The sequence below is a fragment of the Marinobacter sp. V032 genome (assembly GCF_052645435.1).
Window position 1 is genome coordinate 107,229 of record NZ_JBQXYE010000003.1, and the last position, 18,701, is coordinate 125,929.

Below are 18,701 nucleotides of genomic sequence, written 5' to 3' on the forward strand. Positions count from 1 at the left end.
GGAGCGTCTTGTATGGGTAAGCGGAATGATATTCTGGTGTCGTCGGCCGAATCGATATTGAGTCAGCCTGCGTCCTCTCCGTGTATGGCGTCTGAGTTCACCGACAGCTACCGCTGGCCGCCGCAGGTGAACCGGGAAGGGCGCGCCCGATCGCTTCGGAACAGTCTGGCACGTGTACTGGGTTGGGGCATGCCGGAACGACTGAGCAGTTCGCGCCAGGAACTGCTCGAGCGAATGGCCGCGCTGTTTGAGCACAAGACGTACGGTTCAGAGGTAACGCTGGAGAAGCATAACCGTGCCTGGCAGCGCATCTATCTCGTGGAATTTGGAGTTGCCCGTCTATATCGCCAGAGCCCTGACAAGCGGGTCAGTATTCACCACTTCTTTGATGAGGGTTGCGCGATCTGGCCAGTGTTTGCCCGCACACGTTCCGAGCGCAACACGCTATGCCTCACAACGGTGACACCTTGCACGGTATGGGAAGCGGATTTCTTCCCTTTCCGTGACTGCATCAAGCAAGATGGCGAGGGTGCATGGGCCCACTTCGCATTGTCACTGATGGAAGAGTTGGCAGAGAAATCCACAATCCGTGAGTTCGAGCGCCAGACACTCAGCGCCGAAGAGCGCTATCAAATAATGGTCAGGGACTATCCGGAACTGGTTCAGCGCATTCCCGATTATCAGCTTGCCGCATGGCTCGGCGTCGCGACTGCGACCTTCTCGCGCCTCAAGAATGGGCGCAGTCGCAAGCACTAAGCGATTTGTCTGACGTGTATTACGAAAATCCCCGCAACCGCGGGGATTTTTTCGTTTGGAACACTGGACGTGACTCGCAAAGGTCGATAGCCGAGTGCTCTGCCGCCCTATGTTAAGCGGTCACCCCGACTAAGGCTTGAGTCTTTCACCCTCTCAGCGGGTTATTGCCTCACCTCAGCCGCCAACCCATCGTCGGCTGAATCAACTTCTGTGGTGGGCGCGCGGGCGTCCGGATCGGGAAACAGCGTGTCGTAACACCAGGTAAACACAAACGTGTAGATCAGGTAGAACACGACGAAGGCTGCATCAATAACCAGGGCTTCGATCAGGCCAATCTCCAGCCACCAGGCTACGACAGGCAGAAATGCGATCATCAGCCCCAGCTCAAATACGAGTGCATGGATGATACGCAAGCCCAACGTTTTTCTAGTGGAACCCCGCCATCGCTTCAGCGCACGATCGAAAAGCAGGTTGTAAAGATAATTCCATCCAGTCGCCATCGACGCACCGATAGCGCCCAAAATGCCGAATGACTCAAGGGAAAAACCGAAGATAAAAGATCCCAGCGGAATCACCAGCATCAGCCCGATGGCTTCAAATGAAACGGCCTGACGAATTCTGTCTTTAGGAGTTCGCATGGAAATGCTCCGAAAAGGCGGGCCGTCCCGCATGTGCTTCCCGGATTGGGAGAGGTCGTCCTCAAGGATTCAGGATCTTGTTTTAAGTCCTGCAGGTACGTTCGCCTGTAACAAAAAAGGCGCTTCAACCCTTTGGTCCGTTGGTAATAAGGGCGTTTTTTAAAACCGTTATTTCAGCAGTATGAATTTTCAATAGCGCAATTTGTATCCGTACAAATCCCGCTAATACAGGCACATATTCAACTATTGAAACCCGGGAATTGGAACGATTTGTCCTTTTGGGGAGCGAATCCAACAATGGTTATTTATCTCGAACCAGACCCTTTGAAGTTACGGCGGGGGAGGTTGAAAGGGCCATCCAACAAAAAAGGCCCCACGCTTGCGCGAGGGGCCTTTTGAATACTGGTAGCAAGGGCGAGATTCGAACTCGCGACCCCAGCATTATGAGTGCTAGGGGACGCCGGACAGTAACCGACAAGTTTAGTCAAAACAGACAGTTACGAGAATCGAAAAAGGCAAAAACAGGCAGAAAAGTACAAGGCGGTAGGCAAGGGGACAACGCCCCTTTTAGTCGTCATCGTCGTCTTCCCGCTTCGTCCAGTCGCGCATATTGCGGTACTTGTCGGCTAAGCTCGATGAACGTTGGCCCGCTCCTGGCGAGTAAGAAGTTGGGTTGTCACTCGCTTTTAGTGCTTGGTCCATGCCGCGCATAAAGGCATCGTATTCCTTTGATCCTTTAGGATAAGGGCTAGGAACAAAGCGTCTTTTATTTTCGATAAAGGCTTGCCGACCCTTACGATAAGCCTCCATTTCCTCTTCGGTATCCAGAGCCATAACATCGCCCTTCTTCGATCACTTATAGACAGTATCCCGCCGCCCCACGGTAATCACAGTCACCGTAACGACGCCATCGTCTACATGATATACCAACCGAAACCCGGCTGAACGAAGTTTGATCTTGTAAAGGTCGGGATCGCCCCGAAGGCGGTGCTTGGGTATGCGGGGATTCTCCAGGCGGCGTTCCAAAATATTCAGAAATTCCGCCTGGACCGTGGAGTTAAGCTTGTTCCATTCCTTCAGGGCTTTCTTGTTGAATCGCAGCGCGTAGCTCATCGATGGTCACCAGTACTGACTCGTCATCCAAACGCTTGCGAGCCTCCTGTAGAAGCCGGTAATCCTCAAGCTGCTCCTGCATCTGTTCGTAAGTCTCAACAGGCACCATATACGCTTTGGGCTTGTTATGACTCAGAATCACAATGGGTTCGCCATTGGACTGCCGGAGTACTTCATTCGGATTCGCTTTTAGCTCCGAAATCGTGGCCGCAAGCCTCGCAAAAAGGCTATTCATGTTCTCTCTCCCGTGCCCGTAGTCTCATCATCTGCCTCTGCCTCTGCCACTAGCCACCAATCAGGCCTACCACATGGGGCTTGCTTTACCTCATACGGCACTGACTGAAATTCTATACCATAAAAAGGGCTAAATATAGGTCTTAAATTGGGGCCTATATTCGAAGGGCAGGTGAGAAAGGGGAGAAACGAAAGCAAAGTAGGGTCCGGTGAACAACTAGGTAACAGCTCGGTTGTGATTGACTTGCGATCGCTTTATTTTTGAGCTTTTATTTACATGTAAACAAAACAATCACAAAAAGAGCAGGAGGCTCACATGGCTAACCGATACCTCGTAAACAAAAACTACGATCACGAAGTCCATGTATCTGGATGCAACCATCTCCCAGAGCCGCAGAACCGCGAGTCACTCGGATTACATGATAATTGCCGATCAGCGGTTCGACAGGCGAAGCAGACGTACCCCGCTGCGAATGGCTGTTGGTACTGCTGTCGAGAATGTCACACGACCTAAGATTTTGGGCCCTTGGCGTCGATGTCCTACTCAAAAGTAGGCGATCACGGGTACTCATGTCCTTTAAAACCAGTAAGCTGATGGTCGCTCAGCATTGAACGGAATCTCGAAGGCCGGCATGGATGCCAGGCTGAAGCGACACCTGCCTAGTGGTGTGACTCGTCAGGGAGAGAACTGACTCCTTTCTCACAATCCTTCACGTCGTTTTACATTTCCCCACTCGCACCCAGTTTCGAGTATGGCTACTATCAGGTCATATCTCTCTGACCGGTCAAAGGAGCTGACTGTGAGTTTCTGGAAAATGGTCTTCGCAGTCTTTGTCGGCAACATGCTGACGGTCATCACCCTTCTGGTTCTGTCTCTTCTCTTTATGGTCGCGCTCGGGAACACCCTGGAGAGCATGGTCAAAGACCCGAATTTTAAATCTCGCATCCAGCAGGATCTCCGTGATTCCGGTGTTGCCGATGATATGAAGGAAGTGATCACCCGGCCACTGAAACAACTCAACGCCGATCTGGAGAAACAGAACCGGGAGCTGGCCCGCGACCGTGCTAAACGAGCGGAACACGCTAAGCTGGTGAATAGCGCCAAAGAGATGTGCGAGTACTGGGCCGGAGAATATCGGAAAGATGGGACCGGAGAGAGTGAAGCTTACATGGATAATGCGTGTATGCGCTGGCGGCACTTGCTAAATTCGGGAAGTTGAAAACGAATCCTTCGACGTTTTTGCTTACGGAGAGATGAATGGAATTCTTTGAGGGTTGCAAGAAGTGTCTAGTAGAAACGAAAACCCCGGCTCATGGCCGGGGCGAAACTCTCTGGTCTTATGCAACTAGTCGTAAGCGTCGCTCATTGGATCTAGCTGCCAACCTTAAAGTGAAGTTTAGAGACTCAGGTCTGCGTGGTCAACGGATGCAAAGAACAATTAGATCTAAGGATATTCATGCCTAGAACATTAAAATATAGACCAGAACTGCTCGACCAAGTCATTACTCAGGATAGGCTTGCCAGCTATACTCAGGTTTTTCCTTGCGCGTCTGACATTGAGTTAGCCGGCGCTTATCTCTGGAATATGCAGGCTTCTGCAGCAATTTACCCTCTCATCTGTTCGGCTGAAGTGGCATTACGCAACTCCATTGATCAAGCCTTAAAACAGGATTTAGGTCGTTTCTGGTGGAAAAAAGGCACACTTCATTATAAGTCATTTTATCCAAATTGCCAGCAGCAACCTTTTTGTGTCCAGGCTCTTGAACGAAATTTTTCCAATGCTTCTAGGCAGGTTATTCGTGACAAGAAGACTAGATACAATCAATATAATGTAAAACCTAAGCATGAAGAAATAATAGCAAAAACCGAATTTTCTACATGGGAACATATTCTCGATCAAGAGTTTATGGGGCCTAATTTGATCTGGCCTAAAAACATGAGTCACGTTTTTAAAGGCAATTGGCCATCTAAAAAAGCAAGCCAGACATTAACTGCGGCAAAGGATTTAACTAAGACAGTTAGAGAGTTTAGAAATCGAATTGTACACCATGAACCTATTTGGAAGCGTTATGGCGTTACGACTGAAATAGACGCAATCGATCATCTACATGATAAAATAGAAAGTATAACTACATTAATTTCACTGGTTCAGAATCTGAAGTCTGAACTACTCTCTCGAAATAAAGTTGTTGATCGAGCTTATCGAGTTTGCTCAATTTCGGAGCTTAGAAAATGCCAGCACTCGAGCAGCCCAATTAAAATAAATTCGGTTTCTAAGTTAGGGAAGGTTATTGACAAGATGTCAAGGGAAGGAGCCGTTCAGAAAGTTGTCACTTACAAACCTAGAAGGAAAGTGTTCTACATTTATCCGGATTGAAGTTACGTCATTGAATCCTTTTTTCCACCTTACTCTAAGCCTATTACCAGGACCTGAATGGTGTTTCTGATAATTCAACGACAATATCCCCCAAAAACGCAGGCGAACCAGTCTTCTTCTCGATCAAAAGCTCGACGGATCTTTTGGCTAGCGTTTGATTAGAGGTTGGCCCAATAACTATGCCACGTATTGCATCTAGCGTTATATCCAGTTTCAGATAAGGAACTATAGAAAATGACCCCGGCCTAAACTCTATATTTCCATATGCATCGTAATTTAGGATAATAACGAGTCGCTTTTCTTCCTCTTCGGAAAAGGAGTTGTGCTTGAAATGCGTGGCTAGCAGTATTATTTCTCTTGTCAGATTTTCTATTACTTTTTTTTTTCTGTTCTTTGGTTTTGCACTCTCTATATTGATGCCAGTACTTATTTAGAAGATGCTTTATTTTTGTACTTTTTTCTTCGGGGCTATATATGCAGTCGAATAAATGTACCTCTTCATATTGATTTTCAGCCTCTTCCTTGATGCTTTGTAAATCTATTTTTATGCAGTAGCCCGCATCACTTTGGCAGTATCCGCGCCATTGGCTTAATAAATCTGTTTCTTTTGTAAAAGAGGTTGTAAAAATTGACTCGGATTTTAGCTCATCTAAATTGCTAACTTTCTTTTCAATCTCGTTGGCATATTCAGTTGAGAGCTCGTAATTAGGGTGGTCGCTTTTTATCTTATTTCTTTTGATAAGTCTTTCTCTAATATGTCTTAGCGCATCACTAAATTCATTTTCATCATTAAGGTACTTTATGTTTGTGGCCCATATTTTTTGGTTTCCCATTATCCCTATCAACCCAGCTTGGCTAGTGTAATGTCCAAAGTTGTTGTTTTCATTAGTCAAATTGCCTCCTTCTATTTATTTGAAATTAATCAGTTAGCTTTTTGCCGATTTAGGAACCACCTTTCCAAAACCTGTTTTGTGACTGCTATCCCTCGGCGCGACTGTCTAACTTTGAGTTAACTGCATCGTATTCTGGACTGGTTTGCTCAATTTCAGGCGAGATTTCTCCGCTTATGAGCCATAGCCTGTATTGGGGAAACTCTTTCTGGAGGACGTCTAATTCTTCCGTGCTCATCCTTACGCTCTTATAAGTCACGCTTGACCATCTGCTAGCCGGGATTTCGCTGTTCTTGGCGAAGTGATCCACCCCTAGCATCTTCACCAAAATTCTAGCTCGACTAAGTATCGATTCCATATTGATATAAAAACCCACTCAAAATATGAGCTCAATAGTTGAGCTAAGGCTTTTTTAAGGCTATAGTTCAATTATTGAGTGAATCTACTGAGTTGTTGATCATCCGTTTTGGACGTTTTTGACCTATGAGCATGATAGACGAACAACTGGCAGAGCGCATTAAGGACCTGAACTGGCCCCCATTAATGGAATGGCGCGAGTTCGCCGAATGGGTCCGTGTTGATGCTGGTGTAGTAGAAGGCTGGGTAAAGCGCGCCTACATCCCGACACACAAAATCGGGCGTCACCGCATGGTCAACATCGTCCGTCTTCTTGAAGAAATGGAATCGGGGGACCTGTAACCATGATCTGTATTCGCAATCTCACTCCAGAAGCCGCCATGAACGACGGTATGGACACCATGGCGTCCACTGACGTGGATGCCATCTTCTGGCAGGCCGTCAACGCTTGGGAGCGGGGAGAGCTTGAAGCCTTCCGCACGGATCGCTCCCTATTGTTCCACGCCTTCATGGGTGGCCCTGAGTCTGGCAAGGCAAGAGAGCTACACCTTCTCTTAGCCGACTACGTGTGCTGCGTCCCCTCCAGGGTCGTACCGTTCGCCGCCTACGCCATGGGCCGCGCCTGCAAAGCCTTAAAAGGCCTGAACGTCGCCACCCACCGCGACACCGTCCGCAACGGCATCAATAGCGCCCACCACGTCGGTCATATGCTGCTCCAACACGGCGAACGCAGTGCTGCCATCGACAGCACCATCAGACTAGCGGGCATGCGTGACGCATTAGAAGGGCTCGACAACACCCTGTATACCGTCGCCCTGGACGCCCATACCGACCTGCTGGACCAGATCACTCAGCACCCGACCGAACCCGTTTCAACCACCTTCCAGAGTCCTATCTCTGAGCCTGCCCCTATTCCGTCTCTGGAAGGTCTTTTTACAACCCTGTGCCAACGCCTGGACCAACTCACCCAGGTGCGCACCGACCTACCGGGCGACTACATGGCCCGCTGCAAGGCCAACTTCACCGATGCCCTGCTGACCGAGCTGGAACGCCAGCACTACCACAGCGAAGCCTTCGACCGCCTCATCACCCTGCGCGATGCCTGGGACAGCGGTCGCCTGGAAAGCCCCCACGTAATGGAGAACACCCCATGACCCGCATACCCCCAAGACAACGCAAGGTCGAAGACAAAGAACGCCGCTTCTACGTGGTCGCCCCGGGTTCCTGTTACCTGCAACTCCAACAGGAAGCGATCCAACGCGGTACCGACCTCTGGACCCTCAGCGGCGCCGTCCTGCGCGCCTGGCTTGACGCAGGCTGCCCTGATTTGGGCTTTCAGGCCCAACCCCCTGAACAGTCCCCGAGTCCGCCCCCGTCATCGTCACCACTCGCGCACGATCAGGGGACTGGACAGTGAGCGCTGCAAGGCTGGCGCCCCGCGCCAGGGCCGCAGGCCCCCTGGCCTTGTGGCGGTCACTGACCGGTCCACAGTGCGCACAGAGAGTGGTGAGGATGCCGGGGGAGGACGCCCGCCCCTTGATTCCGAACCATGAGCACAGGAGGCAAGCGGAGCGCGGCAGGCGACAGGGATCGTTACCCGTAAGGGTGGTCACCTTAGTGACCAGGAGCAAAGCGAGTAGAGCCCGCCCCCAAGGGGTCGCAAACCACCAACACCCACCGGCTTCCTGAATCCCAACCGATCAGCGAATGCCTGACCAAGCAACGAAAAACCCGAAACGGGCCATCAAAAAAACGAGGAACACGACAATGGAAAACTACCTGAACCTGATGATCATCGGCGCCACCCGCTACGACATTGACGGCAATCGAGGCGGCTCTGTCTGGGCCTACTCACCAGCCGACGCTAACGAAGAACACCGCGTCGGCAACGAAGTGATGAAGATCGCCTGCGACTACAAACACATCGACCAACTGCGCAACCACGCCGACAAGCTCCCGGCCATGTTCGTCGTCAAAGCCCAGATGAAAGCCGGGGCAGGGGGCAAAGTCACCTTCAAGGCCCTGGAGCTCAAGCCCCAGGACGCCATTAAGAAACCGGCGGCATAAGGGCTGACCTATGAACCGCATTCTCACCGTCCTCCGCTACCGCTGGGTCAGCCTGTTGCTTCTCATTGAAGCCAACGGCTGCCCCGTCAAAGGAGAGGACTGGTGAGCACCGTCCAGAACTACCAATGCACCGGCACCCTGACCAGCGAAAGCCTCAACGGCCACGCCGTCATGGCCTGCAACGGCGGCACCTGGACAGTGCAACAGATTCAGCAACAAGACATCGAAACGGTGTTTGCTGAATACCTTTCGCCCGATCCTGAAATGATCGGCCTTGTCATGGGTTCCGGCCTGGTCTTCTGGGCCATCGGAATCGGACTCAGCCGCCTCGTCCAGGTCATGCGAAAGGTCACTTAAACCAAAGGAGAAATCACCATGTCTGAAGTTATCGAAATGAAAAAAGCAAAGAACGGCGTCTGGGCTCGTCGCAGCGCCAAAATCGGCACCGCCCTGGTCGCGGGTCTGGCTGCAGGCACTGCCGCTGCAGTGGATCACTCATCCGCGATCGACGGCGCCTTCACTGACGGCTCCACCAACGTCACCACAGCGGTGACCGGTGTGATTGCCCTGGTCGCCATCGTGACCGGCCTGGGCATGATCGTCAGCATCCTGCGCCGTTAAATGTTCACCGGTGTCCTCATCGGGGCCCTATGGGCCTCGATGTTCGCCCTCGGCTACAACGGCAACTGATGCACACCCAGAGGGCCGGACTTCCGGCCCTTTTTAATGCAGAGCCTGAAAGATGAAGAACACTCGACTCAAACTGGCGATCTTATTCCTACTGACAATGGGTTATGGCATTCAGGCCTCTGCCGAATGGTCTCAGTACACGACTTCATATTTTTCGCAGAAGTCCTGGCAGTTTGATAACTGGGATCAGGTCAAAATCGAGCAGTGGAACACCTACCATAAAAACATCGCGACCTATGCCTACTACACGCTGTGGATCGATATGTCGCTGTGTACCGGCAACAGTATTTGTGCGCGCTATACGGTTTATCGATGGGTGGGCGGTGGCGAGCCTGCGGAGTGCCCGGCGAGTGCAACCGGATGCAACGAAAACGTCCCTCAACCCTGCGTGCCGCCGAATCTAATCCATCCGGAAACCCAGCAATGCATCGCGCCGCAGGAACCGGAAGAGTGCGTCGAGAATGGCCAGTTCTATGAACAGGCCGGTTACTGCGTCACCGTCTGCAGCTCCGGTTCCGCCCTCGACAGCGTCTGCCTGGAAAACCCCCAGCAAGAATGCGCAAAAGGTGCGTCCGACTACATCGGCGCCATTGGTTTTGGCGGCAACCAAAAATCCGTCTGCGGCGATAACAGTTGCCCGGAGGGCGGCACCTTCGGCTTCAAGGAACAGGATGATGGCAGCTACACCGCCTCCTGCTTCCCGGCGGATTCCAAACCCCCGCAATGCAATGACGGCGCGGCCCTGATCCTCGGCAAACAAGGCTACGCCTTCCAGTGCGAAGGCATCGTCAAAGAAGGCCCGAACCCCGACAGCAACGGTGACAGTGACGGCGATGGGGAAGGGGATACCACCGGCATCACCAACCAACTCTCTGACATCAAGAAACTGATGGAACAGGGCAACACCGAAACCACCAACATCAAGAACAAACTCGAAGGCCTCACCAGTGCCGTTAAAAGTGGCACCGACGCCATCACCGACGCGATCGGCAAAATCCCCGGCGGTGGAGGTGGCAACGGTGATGGTGACGGGGAAGGCGAAACCGAAGACCCCATCACCTGGTCCGGCGAACCCATCGACACCGAACTGACCGACCCCACCGAACAGTACGACCAGGTCATGGCCGACTACCAGGCCAAGATCAACGAGATCAAAGGCGACGTCCAGGCCATGTTCAGCACCAACCTGACCGGTGGTGGCTCCGTGGACGACAACACCAAAACCATTATGGGCGTTGAGATTAACTTCTCCCTCAACCGCTTCTTACCGGGCCTCGACATCCTCGGGGCCATTGTCCTGTTCTGCGCGGCGTTCATATCCGCCGGCATCCTGTTCTCTGGAAGGGGGTAACACCATGGAATTCATTGCAGATTTCTTCGACGCCATCTGGGCGTTCTTCACCAGCATCCCGGGGCTGTTTGACGACATGCTGATCAAGGTCGGGGCGTGGATCGTCATTGCCCTCACCAAAGCCAAGATTGCCTTCATTGGCTACAGCTGGGCCGTGGCCCAGGAAGTCCTCAGCCAGCTTAACGTCTCCAGCACTATCGAAACCTATTGGGGCCAGCTCGACAGCCAGGTGCTGGGCGTCGCCACCTACCTCAAACTCCCGGAGGCCTTCAACATGATCATCAATGCCCGGGTCACCCGCTACGTCATGGACGTGATCGGCTAAGGAGCGCCACCGATGAGCATCGTTATCCATCACGGCCACCCCGGTTCCTATAAGTCCTTCGGTGTCTTACAGCGCCATGCCATCCCGGCCCTGCAGGCAGGCCGTACGGTAGTTACCAATATCCGGGGCTTCGACTCAATCGAAAAGGTCCAGGCCACCCTCCAGGAACCCCTCCCTGAGGAAGCCGAAATCCTCAACGTGAACACCGAAGGCCGCGACGAAAAGGACTACATGGCCCGCTGGTTCCATTGGGCTCCCCAGGGGGCACTGATCATTATCGATGAAGCCCAGGCCATCTACCCGGCCCGGCGAAAGGACTTCCGCCCGGAACACCTCGATTACCCTGGCGGTGCCGACCAAGCCAAACAGGACGAACGCCCCGCTGACATGTTCGAAGCCTACGACATGCACCGGCATTACAACTGGGACGTGTTCCTGTGCACCCCCAACATATCCAAAGTCCACATGGATATCCGGCAGGCCGCACAAGTGGCCTTCCGGCATTACTCCATGGGGGAACTCTTACCCTGGAAGAAGGGCAAATGGAGGGAAGTTGAACATGACCCTGAAAACAACGGCAAATCCAAAAGCCATGCATACGGTGTCCCGAAAGAATACAAAGCGGACCCCCAGGTCTTCAAAACCTACCAGAGCACCAAAACCGGCGACCATCAGTCCAATCAAGGCCCCCAGAGCGTTTTTAAAGATAAACGCGTTGTGGGCTATCTTTCGTTGTCAGTCATTTCTCTACTGGTGTTTGCCATATTGGCGGTCCGCATCTTCGAAAGGGAAAGGACTTTTAGCCCGCCTGATCCGTCGAGTGTGGAAAGTATCGATACGGGTAGGGCTGATGCTGGGCCTGATGGTCGTGATGTCCGCGGTGCTCAAGCTGATCCTCAGAACCGCAGTAGCGTAGCGAATCACCCCCTGCAGGATGCCGCCCTCAGAATCGCCGGCAACTTCAACCACGCCTACCTGTTCCACGGACAGGATCGACAGGGTGACTTCTCCCTGACCCAACGGGACCTGTTCAGCTACGGCTACCGGGTGCTCTATCTCAAACCCTGCTATGCCCAACTCTGGTGGGACGGGGAAAAGGTCCAGGATATCTACTGCCAGCGTGACCGCATCCAGGCACCGGACCCCCGGCCGCACATCACGCCGGTGACCATCGGCGAGACCCTGAACAACCCCTTTATGAAAGCGGCCGCCGCCCCGGAGCAAGCGGAGCGCTAGCGACGATGGCGAGGAGCGTACGTGTAGCGCAGCGGAGGGGCGGCGGCCCCCGGAGACGTCCCTGTAACACGTCTCATAGATACCGATTTATCGGATCAAAAATGGACACTAAGGAACACAACATATGATTAACGATTTCGAGCGCTTTAACGTCCAGACAGGTGAAGTAGGCAAAGGAGACCTGTTCATCGGTCCTGACGGTCACCAGATCGATTTAAGCCAGATGAACGTACTTTGGACCGGTGTTGATACCGTCCGGCAACTCTTTGAAGGTCGATTGAAGCCTGAAATCCTTGCTGAAATTGCCACCGCATACGAAGAAAGCTTTGATGCCTCGGTAGAAATCCGAGACGTTCTGTTTCGTGTCCATTCCGGACGACGTGGTGGTTTCAAATACCTGCTTCAAAACCGGGAATACGGTATCACGATATTGGTGCAGAACTTTTACGCTGAAGCGGATACCCAGGGCACGCACGTCAAGATAGAGACCTCACCTCGTTGGCTCTACGAACGGTCCAGCGAAGCAATTCACGATGAACTGGCCGCGTGGGGCATGCATTTCCTGAAAGCGATTAAGCCGGTAGGGATCGCATTACACCTCGCTGTTGATTTCCAAGGCTGGGCACCACCTGAAGACTTCGCCCAACACTTCGTTACCCGTGCTAAAACCGTCACCGTGCACAACGGGCTAAGTGATTTTCACTTCCAGGGCTTACAGGGGACGACCATCAATGGACGTGGTGAAACCTACACCTTCGGCAAGGCTAACAGCCTGCAGGTGTGCCTTTACGACAAATCCAAAGAGATTGACGTTTCCGACAAACGCGCTTTCATGGAAGGCATCTGGGAATGCGCTGTAAGTGAGCAGTCTTTCCCTGAAACCTGCTATGACCCGGACAAGCCTGTTTGGCGGTTGGAGATTCGATTTCATCACCGCATCGTTAGCGAAATTTCCCAAGGCACTTCGAACATGAAGCCCATCTATACCTTTATGGATGCAGTGCCCCACCTGACCGGCCTTTGGCGCTATGCGCTTCAGGGAAACCGTTACGAGTCCAAAAGGGACTGGGTACACCCCGTCTGGACAAAGCTCCGAGACGATATCGGCTTCGGTCATTCAGCCCCGAACCTACTGTACAAACGCGCAAAAAAGGAACCCGGTTGCGGCAACGAAAAAAACGTGTCGCTTGCCTTCGGCAATCTCCTAAGCATTTATGCTCGCAACCGGTTTAACGCTCGTCAGGCTTGGGATTGTCTTAAGAGAAGTGGTCTTTGGGAAGATCTCTGCAATTACTACAGGCGCAGGGAAATATATGAAAACGAGTTGTACCAGCTCGTCCAGGATGGGCTGATAAAACGCCGATTACTGACCAAGGTGGCCGCGTGATCGAGAAGACGGACAATGGTTGGCGAGTGGATTTCTATCCGTTCGGCAAAAAGACTGGCCCTCGTGTCCGTAAACAAGGCTTCAAAACCCGGCTGGATGCGCTTCAGTTTGTGCGTGATTACGGTCGGAAAGAACGTGTGCCTTCTGAGCGTCTGAAAGACCTGGTCAAAAAATGGTATGACTACCACGGTCACACCCTGAAGGATTCGAAGTATCGCTTGTCCAGGACAAATGCCATCTGCGACCGGTTGGGGAACCCACGGGTAAAAGACTTTACGGCGACCGACTGGATGGAATACCGGGCCCAACGCCTGAAGGACGTCAGTCCTGGAACATGCAATCACGAACAGCGATACCTGTCTTCAGTCTTTTCGGAAATGGTCAGGATAGGGCACCTGAAAACAAACCCAATTGGACCGGTGCGACAAGTGCGTGTGAAAGAGCGGGAAATGTCGTTTCTTACCATCGACCAGTGCAAACAGCTTTTGCGTGAATGTCGGCAAAGCTCTAACGAATATGTCTGGTCTGTCGCGATGATTTGCCTGGCTACCGGAGCCCGCTGGGTAGAAGCAGAAACCCTCATGCAGTCGGGATTTGTGTCAGGAAAAATTATCTTCCTGGATACAAAAAACGGAAAGAGTAGGGCGGTTCCGATTGATCCGGAAATCCAGAAGCAAATACTGGAATCGGCATTACCTGGTCCAGGGCGTTTATTCGGTTCATGCAGGTCTGCTTTCAGGTCAGCTTATGAGCGCTGTGGCTATTCAACGCCTCAACAGCTAACGCATATTCTCCGTCACACCTTCGCCAGTCACTACATGATGAACGGCGGCGATATTCTCACGCTTCAAAAAATTTTAGGGCACGGAAATATAATGATGACCATGCGCTATGCGCACCTGTCACCCGACCATCTGGAATCTGCTATGAAATTGTCCCCGGTGAGCATGCTGGGGGACAAAAAGGGGACAACCAACAAAAAAGGCCTACGACGTGAATCGTAAGCCTTTGAATTTTGGTAGCAAGGGCGAGATTCGAACTCGCGACCCCAGCATTATGAGTGCTGTGCTCTAACCAACTGAGCTACCTTGCCAAATCGTTCAGGGCTAATTCGAAAAACGCCCTCTAAACGAGGCGCGTATTCTCTTGATTTTGCCGAAGACTGTCAACCCTTTTGGATCATGTTTGGCCCTGTTTTGGTACGACTATCAAAACGACAGGTTGCAAATTCTTGTTAAATGCGAATAATTGCTATTTAAATGTGATTCTCATTATCAAGGATGATCTTTATGGGTGCGTACCGCAGTGAACTGGCGGACCTGCAAGGGGTGGAGACACCGCCAGACGACGTCGAAGCGGCTGCACTGGACGCTTTCAGACAGCGTTTAACAGAAGCCTACCAGTACCACTACAATTCACTGCTGCTGTCGGCTCAATCATTGGTGGGGTGCCGCTCCCGCTCGGAAGATGTGGTTCAGGATGCGTTCCTGCGTTTATGGGAGAGTGGCACCCGTCAGCCGGTTCGGGACGATGGTAAGTACCTGTTCCGGGTGGTGCGTAACCAGGCGATCGATCGCTTGCGGCGTCTGGCACTTGAGCAGCGGTATGGTGCCGATGCGGCGCTGATGGAGCAGGAGCCTGCGCCGCCATCATCGTCTCCCGAGCAGCGACTGATTGGCAGGGAGGCGCTTCAGCATCTTATGTCCGCGCTTGGTGAGCTGACGCCCCGCATGCGGCGAGTGCTGCTCCTCAGTCGTCTTGAAGGCTGGACCCAGCGAGATATCGCGACGTCAATCGGGGCTTCCCCGACGCTGGTCAATTTTCTGCTGCGCGATACACTGGCGCACTGTCGCCGCTGCCTTGGTTCGGCTGGTGTCGGACTGTTGGCAGATTAAGCGCCGAGGTCCTGTTTCCGAATTCCTTTAATACAGAGCGTTCTGCATGCGATTACTCCGTCTAATCTTCAGTCACAGCCCGTCATCCCTGGCCGGGGCGCTGATACTCAGTGTCTGCGCCGCGCTGCTTAGTGTGGGGGTTATTGCGTTTATCAACCAGAATATGTTGCAACCTGCGGACAACCTTGAGGGTACGCTCTGGCAGTTTGTGGGGCTGCTTGTTGTATTGCTGGTAATGGCGTCCGGCGCCCAGTTGGCTTTGACGGCCATTGGCCACCGGTTTGTCTATTCCATGCGCCGCTCGATGGTTAAGCGAGTATTGGATACGGGAATTGAAAGGCTGGAGGCGATCGGGGGCGCGAATATTCTCGCCAGCCTCTCCAGCGATATTCGCAATATTACGATGGCTTTTATTCATCTGCCCGAACTGGTTTACGGACTGGCGCTTAGTCTGGCTGCCTTTAGCTACCTGGCATGGCTATCGCTGTCGCTTTTTGCGATCACATTAATCTGGATGGTGGCAACGTTGGTCGTGGGTTGGGCGCTAATCAGCCGGCTGAATCTGCACCTGCAGCTGTTGCGGGAGTCCGAGGACCGTCTCTATCAGGATTATCAGGCGGCCATCGAGGGACGTAAGGAGCTTGCTCTGAATCGGGACCGGGCGCGGCGTTACTATGATGATGAATTTGATGCCAGCGCCGAAGCCTATCGCAATCATGTGACGCTGGCAGATCGATACCACGGTATTGCCAGTAACTGGGCCAATATCATGGTGCTGGGCACGATTGGTCTTGCGTTTTATATGGCAAACGGTCTGGGCTGGGCCAGCACGTCGGTTGCTGCGACTTATGCGCTGACCATCCTGTTTATGCGCACGCCGCTGGTGGCGGCTGTTGCCGCTCTGCCGTCAATGATCGCGGCGAAGGTCTCGCTGAACAAGCTTGATTCCCTGGCGCTGGCAGATCACGCGCCTGGCTTTGATCCGCAGGATAGCGAAGGTATTGCGGGCAAGTGGGATACGCTGGAACTTCGGCAGGTGGCCTATCACTACGTCGGCGAAGATGGTGGCATTGGTTTTGATATCGGGCCGGTTGATCTCACGCTGCGCCGTGGCGAAGTGGTGTTCCTGGTGGGTGGCAATGGCAGCGGAAAGTCGACACTGGCGCGTCTGTTGACCGGTCTATACCAGCCTCGATCCGGCGAGGTGTTGTTGGATGGGGCAGTAGTGCAATCCTCGCAATCGCCGGTTGCCAGCAACTATCAGGGGCTCTTCGCGTCGGTGTTCACCGACTTCTACCTGTTTGACCAGTTGATCGGGCCGGAAGGTGTTGATGCTGAGGGCGAAGAGGTCGAGTACTGGCTGGACAAGCTGCATATGCAGCACAAGGCCCAAATCGCTGAAGGTCGGATTCAGGATACCAAACTGTCACAAGGTCAACGAAAGCGCCTGGCCTTGCTGCTGGCGGTGTTGGAAAAGCGGGATATTCTGTTGCTGGATGAGTGGGCTGCGGATCAGGATCCGCTGTTCCGGCAATTGTTCTACCGCGAGTTGTTGCCATTGCTGAAAGCATCCGGCAAAACAGTATTTGCGATCAGTCACGATGATCATTATTTCGATCAGGCCGATCGGTTGTTCAAAATGGACAACGGCCAGCTGACTGAGCTGACCGGTGACATGCGTCGCCAGGTGAGTAGTGATGCGATTAAAGCCATTGGTGGTGACGCCCGCGTTCCTTCGCCTGAAGCCTCTGTGCAGCATTAGGAGTCGCCGACTTTCCAGTAGGCATTGATCTGAGGTTTCTTTGATTTGAGTGCCCCTCCGGGGTTTCATGCTCCGGAGTTTTCCCTTCCCGGTTGTGCTGTTTTCGACATTTTCTTAAACAAAGCGTTCCCGCACTCGTCTGTTAATGAGAATCATTTGCTTTTTAGTCTGGCGCCCTTTGAGTGGCTATTGTGCCGGGCAGGAAAGCAAGGCGTTCTCACTACATTCACGCGTACGGGAGGAAGGTGATGAGCCTTGTTTATGACTATCTTGGTGTCGGGTTTGGCCCGTCGAATCTGGCCCTGGCAATAGCAACACAGGAACACTCCGAACTTGGCGGCGCACAGCCCAGAGTCTGCTTTCTGGAGAAGAAGCCGGCATTCAACTGGCATGAAGGCATGCTCATTGATGGCTCTACCATGCAGATTTCGTTTCTCAAGGATCTGGCAACGCTGCGTAACCCGGCCAGCCGTTACACGTTTGTGAACTATCTGAAGGAGCAGGGGCGACTGGAGGATTTCATCAATATCCAGACCTTCTTCCCGGCGCGTGAAGAGTACAACGATTACCTGAGCTGGGCGGCGGCCGATTTCCGGGATCAAACCTTCTACGGCGAAGATGTGCAGGCAGTGGAGCCGCTGCTGGAAGACGGCAAGCTCACGGGGGTAGAAGTGATTTCCCAGGATGGTGCGGGCCAGACTCACCGCCGCAAGGCGCGCAACCTGGTGTTGGGCATGGGTGGCAAACCGCAGGTGCCGGCGGCGTTTGACGGTATTGATGATCCCCGGATTCTGCATTCGTCCCAATATCGCGGGCGCATTGAAACCCTGCTGGCCGATCGCGGTCGCAAGGCGCGGGTTGCCGTGATCGGCGGCGGTCAGAGCGCAGCCGAGATCTTTGAAGACGTCACGTCGCGCTTTCCCCAGGTTGATGCCGCAATGGTGTTGCGCGGGATTGCACTCAAACCCTCCGATGACAGCCCCTTCGTTAACGAAATTTTCAACCCGTCCTTTATCGACCGGATCTTTGCCCAGAGCGATGAGCAGCGGGCCCAGCTGCTGTCCGAATTCCGCAACACCAACTATTCGGTCGTCGATCTGGAACTGATCGAGCGGATTTACCAGATGTTCTACCTGCAGAAGCTGCGCAAAAACGAACGCCACAAGATGTTCGCCCACAGTGAAGTGGCTGAAGTGAACACCAGTGATACCGGCATTGAGTTGGTACTGCGCAACCGCGCTGATGGTTCAACGCAGGTGCACAAGGTTGATGCCGTTGTGCTGGCGACCGGCTATAGCCGTGATCAGCATCATCCTTTGCTGGCGGGCCTGGGGGATCACCTGGAAAGCCTCAGCCCGGACCGCCACTACCGACTCAACCTCACCAACAGCGACTCGAAAATCTATCTGCAGGGATGTTGCGAGAACAGCCACGGCCTCAGTGACACCTTGTTGTCAGTGCTGGCGGTGCGCTCCCAGGAGGTAGTCGAATCTGTGTTCGGTCAGCCCGTAGGCGATGCGGCGGCTGGCGAGGAACAACGTGTGCGACTGACCTCAGCCTTGTAGCTGCGCTTCCAAAATCCCGCTGCCTCGACGGCGCTGCGCCGTCATAACGATCTGCGC

At 53.1% G+C, this 18,701-nt stretch carries 22 protein-coding genes and 1 tRNA gene; 17 read left to right on the forward strand and 6 right to left on the reverse strand.

The window, feature by feature from the left end; all coding sequences use genetic code 11:
• Positions 1 to 12 precede the first annotated feature (12 nt).
• The gene (locus ACUN9X_RS14350) at positions 13 to 756 is read left to right on the forward strand and encodes a Crp/Fnr family transcriptional regulator (protein ID WP_445473528.1); all 744 of its coding nucleotides are present in this window, start codon (positions 13 to 15) and stop codon (positions 754 to 756) included.
• A gap of 161 nt (positions 757 to 917) precedes the next feature.
• On the opposite strand, the gene ACUN9X_RS14355 is transcribed toward ACUN9X_RS14350, so the two are convergent.
• The 4 genes from ACUN9X_RS14355 to ACUN9X_RS14370 all read right to left on the reverse strand — a co-directional run bounded on the left by ACUN9X_RS14355 (position 918) and on the right by ACUN9X_RS14370 (position 2,742).
• Positions 918 to 1,394: a PACE efflux transporter gene (locus ACUN9X_RS14355; protein WP_260034311.1), complete on the reverse strand. Its 477-nt coding sequence runs from the start codon at positions 1,392 to 1,394 to the stop codon at positions 918 to 920.
• A 567-nt stretch (positions 1,395 to 1,961) separates the two neighbouring features.
• Positions 1,962 to 2,228, reverse strand: a complete 267-nt coding sequence (locus tag ACUN9X_RS14360) for a hypothetical protein (protein ID WP_445473529.1) — start codon at positions 2,226 to 2,228, stop codon at positions 1,962 to 1,964.
• A gap of 18 nt (positions 2,229 to 2,246) precedes the next feature.
• Positions 2,247 to 2,507 carry a type II toxin-antitoxin system RelE family toxin gene (locus ACUN9X_RS14365; RefSeq protein WP_445473530.1) on the reverse strand — a complete coding sequence of 87 codons (261 nt, stop codon included), beginning with the start codon at positions 2,505 to 2,507 and terminating at the stop codon, positions 2,247 to 2,249.
• Positions 2,452 to 2,742, reverse strand: coding sequence for a type II toxin-antitoxin system Phd/YefM family antitoxin (locus tag ACUN9X_RS14370; RefSeq protein ID WP_445473531.1), 291 nt, complete (start codon positions 2,740 to 2,742; stop codon positions 2,452 to 2,454). The genes ACUN9X_RS14365 and ACUN9X_RS14370 overlap by 56 nt, the downstream gene beginning before the upstream one ends.
• A 799-nt stretch (positions 2,743 to 3,541) precedes the next feature.
• Here ACUN9X_RS14370 and ACUN9X_RS14375 point away from each other — a divergent pair.
• Positions 3,542 to 3,961, forward strand: a complete 420-nt coding sequence (locus ACUN9X_RS14375; RefSeq protein ID WP_445473532.1) for a hypothetical protein — start codon at positions 3,542 to 3,544, stop codon at positions 3,959 to 3,961.
• Positions 3,962 to 4,198: 237 nt separating this feature from the next.
• Positions 4,199 to 5,119: a CAAX protease gene (locus ACUN9X_RS14380; RefSeq protein WP_445473533.1), complete on the forward strand. Its 921-nt coding sequence runs from the start codon at positions 4,199 to 4,201 to the stop codon at positions 5,117 to 5,119.
• Positions 5,120 to 5,364: 245 nt separating this feature from the next.
• Here ACUN9X_RS14380 and ACUN9X_RS14385 read toward each other — a convergent pair whose 3' ends face one another.
• Positions 5,365 to 6,012, reverse strand: coding sequence for a DUF2971 domain-containing protein (locus ACUN9X_RS14385; protein WP_445473534.1), 648 nt, complete (start codon positions 6,010 to 6,012; stop codon positions 5,365 to 5,367).
• Positions 6,013 to 6,492: 480 nt separating this feature from the next.
• Between ACUN9X_RS14385 and ACUN9X_RS14390 the strand changes: the two genes are divergently transcribed.
• The 11 genes from ACUN9X_RS14390 to ACUN9X_RS14440 all read left to right on the forward strand — a co-directional run bounded on the left by ACUN9X_RS14390 (position 6,493) and on the right by ACUN9X_RS14440 (position 14,426).
• Positions 6,493 to 6,708: a DNA-binding protein gene (locus ACUN9X_RS14390; protein WP_445473535.1), complete on the forward strand. Its 216-nt coding sequence runs from the start codon at positions 6,493 to 6,495 to the stop codon at positions 6,706 to 6,708.
• A gap of 2 nt (positions 6,709 to 6,710) precedes the next feature.
• Entirely contained in the window at positions 6,711 to 7,520 is an 810-nt protein-coding gene (locus tag ACUN9X_RS14395) for a hypothetical protein (RefSeq protein ID WP_445473536.1), read from the forward strand.
• Positions 7,517 to 7,783 (forward strand): hypothetical protein, encoded by a 267-nt coding sequence (locus tag ACUN9X_RS14400; protein WP_445473537.1) that lies wholly within the window; start codon positions 7,517 to 7,519, stop codon positions 7,781 to 7,783. The genes ACUN9X_RS14395 and ACUN9X_RS14400 overlap by 4 nt, the downstream gene beginning before the upstream one ends.
• Before the next feature lie 350 nt (positions 7,784 to 8,133).
• Positions 8,134 to 8,433, forward strand: a complete 300-nt coding sequence (locus tag ACUN9X_RS14405) for a hypothetical protein (RefSeq protein WP_445473538.1) — start codon at positions 8,134 to 8,136, stop codon at positions 8,431 to 8,433.
• Positions 8,434 to 8,535: 102 nt separating this feature from the next.
• The gene (locus tag ACUN9X_RS14410; RefSeq protein WP_445473539.1) at positions 8,536 to 8,790 is read left to right on the forward strand and encodes a hypothetical protein; all 255 of its coding nucleotides are present in this window, start codon (positions 8,536 to 8,538) and stop codon (positions 8,788 to 8,790) included.
• Between the two features lie 18 nt (positions 8,791 to 8,808).
• Positions 8,809 to 9,054 (forward strand): hypothetical protein, encoded by a 246-nt coding sequence (locus ACUN9X_RS14415; protein ID WP_445473540.1) that lies wholly within the window; start codon positions 8,809 to 8,811, stop codon positions 9,052 to 9,054.
• Positions 9,055 to 9,175: 121 nt separating this feature from the next.
• Positions 9,176 to 10,474, forward strand: a complete 1,299-nt coding sequence (locus ACUN9X_RS14420) for a hypothetical protein (protein WP_445473541.1) — start codon at positions 9,176 to 9,178, stop codon at positions 10,472 to 10,474.
• Positions 10,475 to 10,478: 4 nt separating this feature from the next.
• A complete protein-coding gene (locus ACUN9X_RS14425; protein WP_445473542.1) occupies positions 10,479 to 10,799 on the forward strand; it encodes a DUF2523 family protein in 321 nt (106 codons plus the stop codon).
• A gap of 12 nt (positions 10,800 to 10,811) precedes the next feature.
• Positions 10,812 to 12,035, forward strand: coding sequence for a zonular occludens toxin family protein (locus ACUN9X_RS14430; protein ID WP_445473543.1), 1,224 nt, complete (start codon positions 10,812 to 10,814; stop codon positions 12,033 to 12,035).
• A 124-nt stretch (positions 12,036 to 12,159) separates the two neighbouring features.
• On the forward strand, positions 12,160 to 13,422 hold the full coding sequence (locus ACUN9X_RS14435; protein WP_445473544.1) for a hypothetical protein: 1,263 nt from the start codon (positions 12,160 to 12,162) through the stop codon (positions 13,420 to 13,422).
• The gene (locus ACUN9X_RS14440) at positions 13,419 to 14,426 is read left to right on the forward strand and encodes a phage integrase (RefSeq protein ID WP_445473545.1); all 1,008 of its coding nucleotides are present in this window, start codon (positions 13,419 to 13,421) and stop codon (positions 14,424 to 14,426) included. The genes ACUN9X_RS14435 and ACUN9X_RS14440 overlap by 4 nt, the downstream gene beginning before the upstream one ends.
• Positions 14,427 to 14,438: 12 nt before the next feature.
• Here ACUN9X_RS14440 and ACUN9X_RS14445 read toward each other — a convergent pair.
• A tRNA-Met gene (locus ACUN9X_RS14445) sits at positions 14,439 to 14,515 on the reverse strand.
• A 196-nt stretch (positions 14,516 to 14,711) separates the two neighbouring features.
• On the opposite strand from ACUN9X_RS14445, the gene ACUN9X_RS14450 reads away from it, so the two are divergent.
• The 3 genes from ACUN9X_RS14450 (at position 14,712) to ACUN9X_RS14460 (ending at position 18,644) form a co-directional block, all read left to right on the forward strand.
• Positions 14,712 to 15,317, forward strand: a complete 606-nt coding sequence (locus ACUN9X_RS14450) for a sigma-70 family RNA polymerase sigma factor (protein ID WP_445473546.1) — start codon at positions 14,712 to 14,714, stop codon at positions 15,315 to 15,317.
• A gap of 46 nt (positions 15,318 to 15,363) precedes the next feature.
• Positions 15,364 to 17,079, forward strand: coding sequence for a multidrug ABC transporter permease/ATP-binding protein (locus ACUN9X_RS14455; protein WP_445473547.1), 1,716 nt, complete (start codon positions 15,364 to 15,366; stop codon positions 17,077 to 17,079).
• A gap of 248 nt (positions 17,080 to 17,327) precedes the next feature.
• Entirely contained in the window at positions 17,328 to 18,644 is a 1,317-nt protein-coding gene (locus ACUN9X_RS14460; protein WP_260034314.1) for a lysine N(6)-hydroxylase/L-ornithine N(5)-oxygenase family protein, read from the forward strand.
• Positions 18,645 to 18,701 lie beyond the last annotated feature (57 nt).

Coding starts and splice junctions, on each gene's coding strand:
- ACUN9X_RS14415 (WP_445473540.1), top strand. CDS start 8,809: ATGTCTGAAGTTATCGAAATGAAAAAAGCAAAGAACGGCGTCTGGGCT.
- ACUN9X_RS14360 (WP_445473529.1), bottom strand. CDS start 2,228: ATGGCTCTGGATACCGAAGAGGAAATGGAGGCTTATCGTAAGGGTCGG.
- ACUN9X_RS14380 (WP_445473533.1), top strand. CDS start 4,199: ATGCCTAGAACATTAAAATATAGACCAGAACTGCTCGACCAAGTCATT.
- ACUN9X_RS14460 (WP_260034314.1), top strand. CDS start 17,328: ATGAGCCTTGTTTATGACTATCTTGGTGTCGGGTTTGGCCCGTCGAAT.
- ACUN9X_RS14435 (WP_445473544.1), top strand. CDS start 12,160: ATGATTAACGATTTCGAGCGCTTTAACGTCCAGACAGGTGAAGTAGGC.
- ACUN9X_RS14405 (WP_445473538.1), top strand. CDS start 8,134: ATGGAAAACTACCTGAACCTGATGATCATCGGCGCCACCCGCTACGAC.
- ACUN9X_RS14370 (WP_445473531.1), bottom strand. CDS start 2,742: ATGAATAGCCTTTTTGCGAGGCTTGCGGCCACGATTTCGGAGCTAAAA.
- ACUN9X_RS14455 (WP_445473547.1), top strand. CDS start 15,364: ATGCGATTACTCCGTCTAATCTTCAGTCACAGCCCGTCATCCCTGGCC.
- ACUN9X_RS14350 (WP_445473528.1), top strand. CDS start 13: ATGGGTAAGCGGAATGATATTCTGGTGTCGTCGGCCGAATCGATATTG.
- ACUN9X_RS14355 (WP_260034311.1), bottom strand. CDS start 1,394: ATGCGAACTCCTAAAGACAGAATTCGTCAGGCCGTTTCATTTGAAGCC.
- ACUN9X_RS14420 (WP_445473541.1), top strand. CDS start 9,176: ATGAAGAACACTCGACTCAAACTGGCGATCTTATTCCTACTGACAATG.
- ACUN9X_RS14365 (WP_445473530.1), bottom strand. CDS start 2,507: ATGAGCTACGCGCTGCGATTCAACAAGAAAGCCCTGAAGGAATGGAAC.
- ACUN9X_RS14450 (WP_445473546.1), top strand. CDS start 14,712: ATGGGTGCGTACCGCAGTGAACTGGCGGACCTGCAAGGGGTGGAGACA.
- ACUN9X_RS14390 (WP_445473535.1), top strand. CDS start 6,493: ATGAGCATGATAGACGAACAACTGGCAGAGCGCATTAAGGACCTGAAC.
- ACUN9X_RS14425 (WP_445473542.1), top strand. CDS start 10,479: ATGGAATTCATTGCAGATTTCTTCGACGCCATCTGGGCGTTCTTCACC.
- ACUN9X_RS14395 (WP_445473536.1), top strand. CDS start 6,711: ATGATCTGTATTCGCAATCTCACTCCAGAAGCCGCCATGAACGACGGT.
- ACUN9X_RS14400 (WP_445473537.1), top strand. CDS start 7,517: ATGACCCGCATACCCCCAAGACAACGCAAGGTCGAAGACAAAGAACGC.
- ACUN9X_RS14430 (WP_445473543.1), top strand. CDS start 10,812: ATGAGCATCGTTATCCATCACGGCCACCCCGGTTCCTATAAGTCCTTC.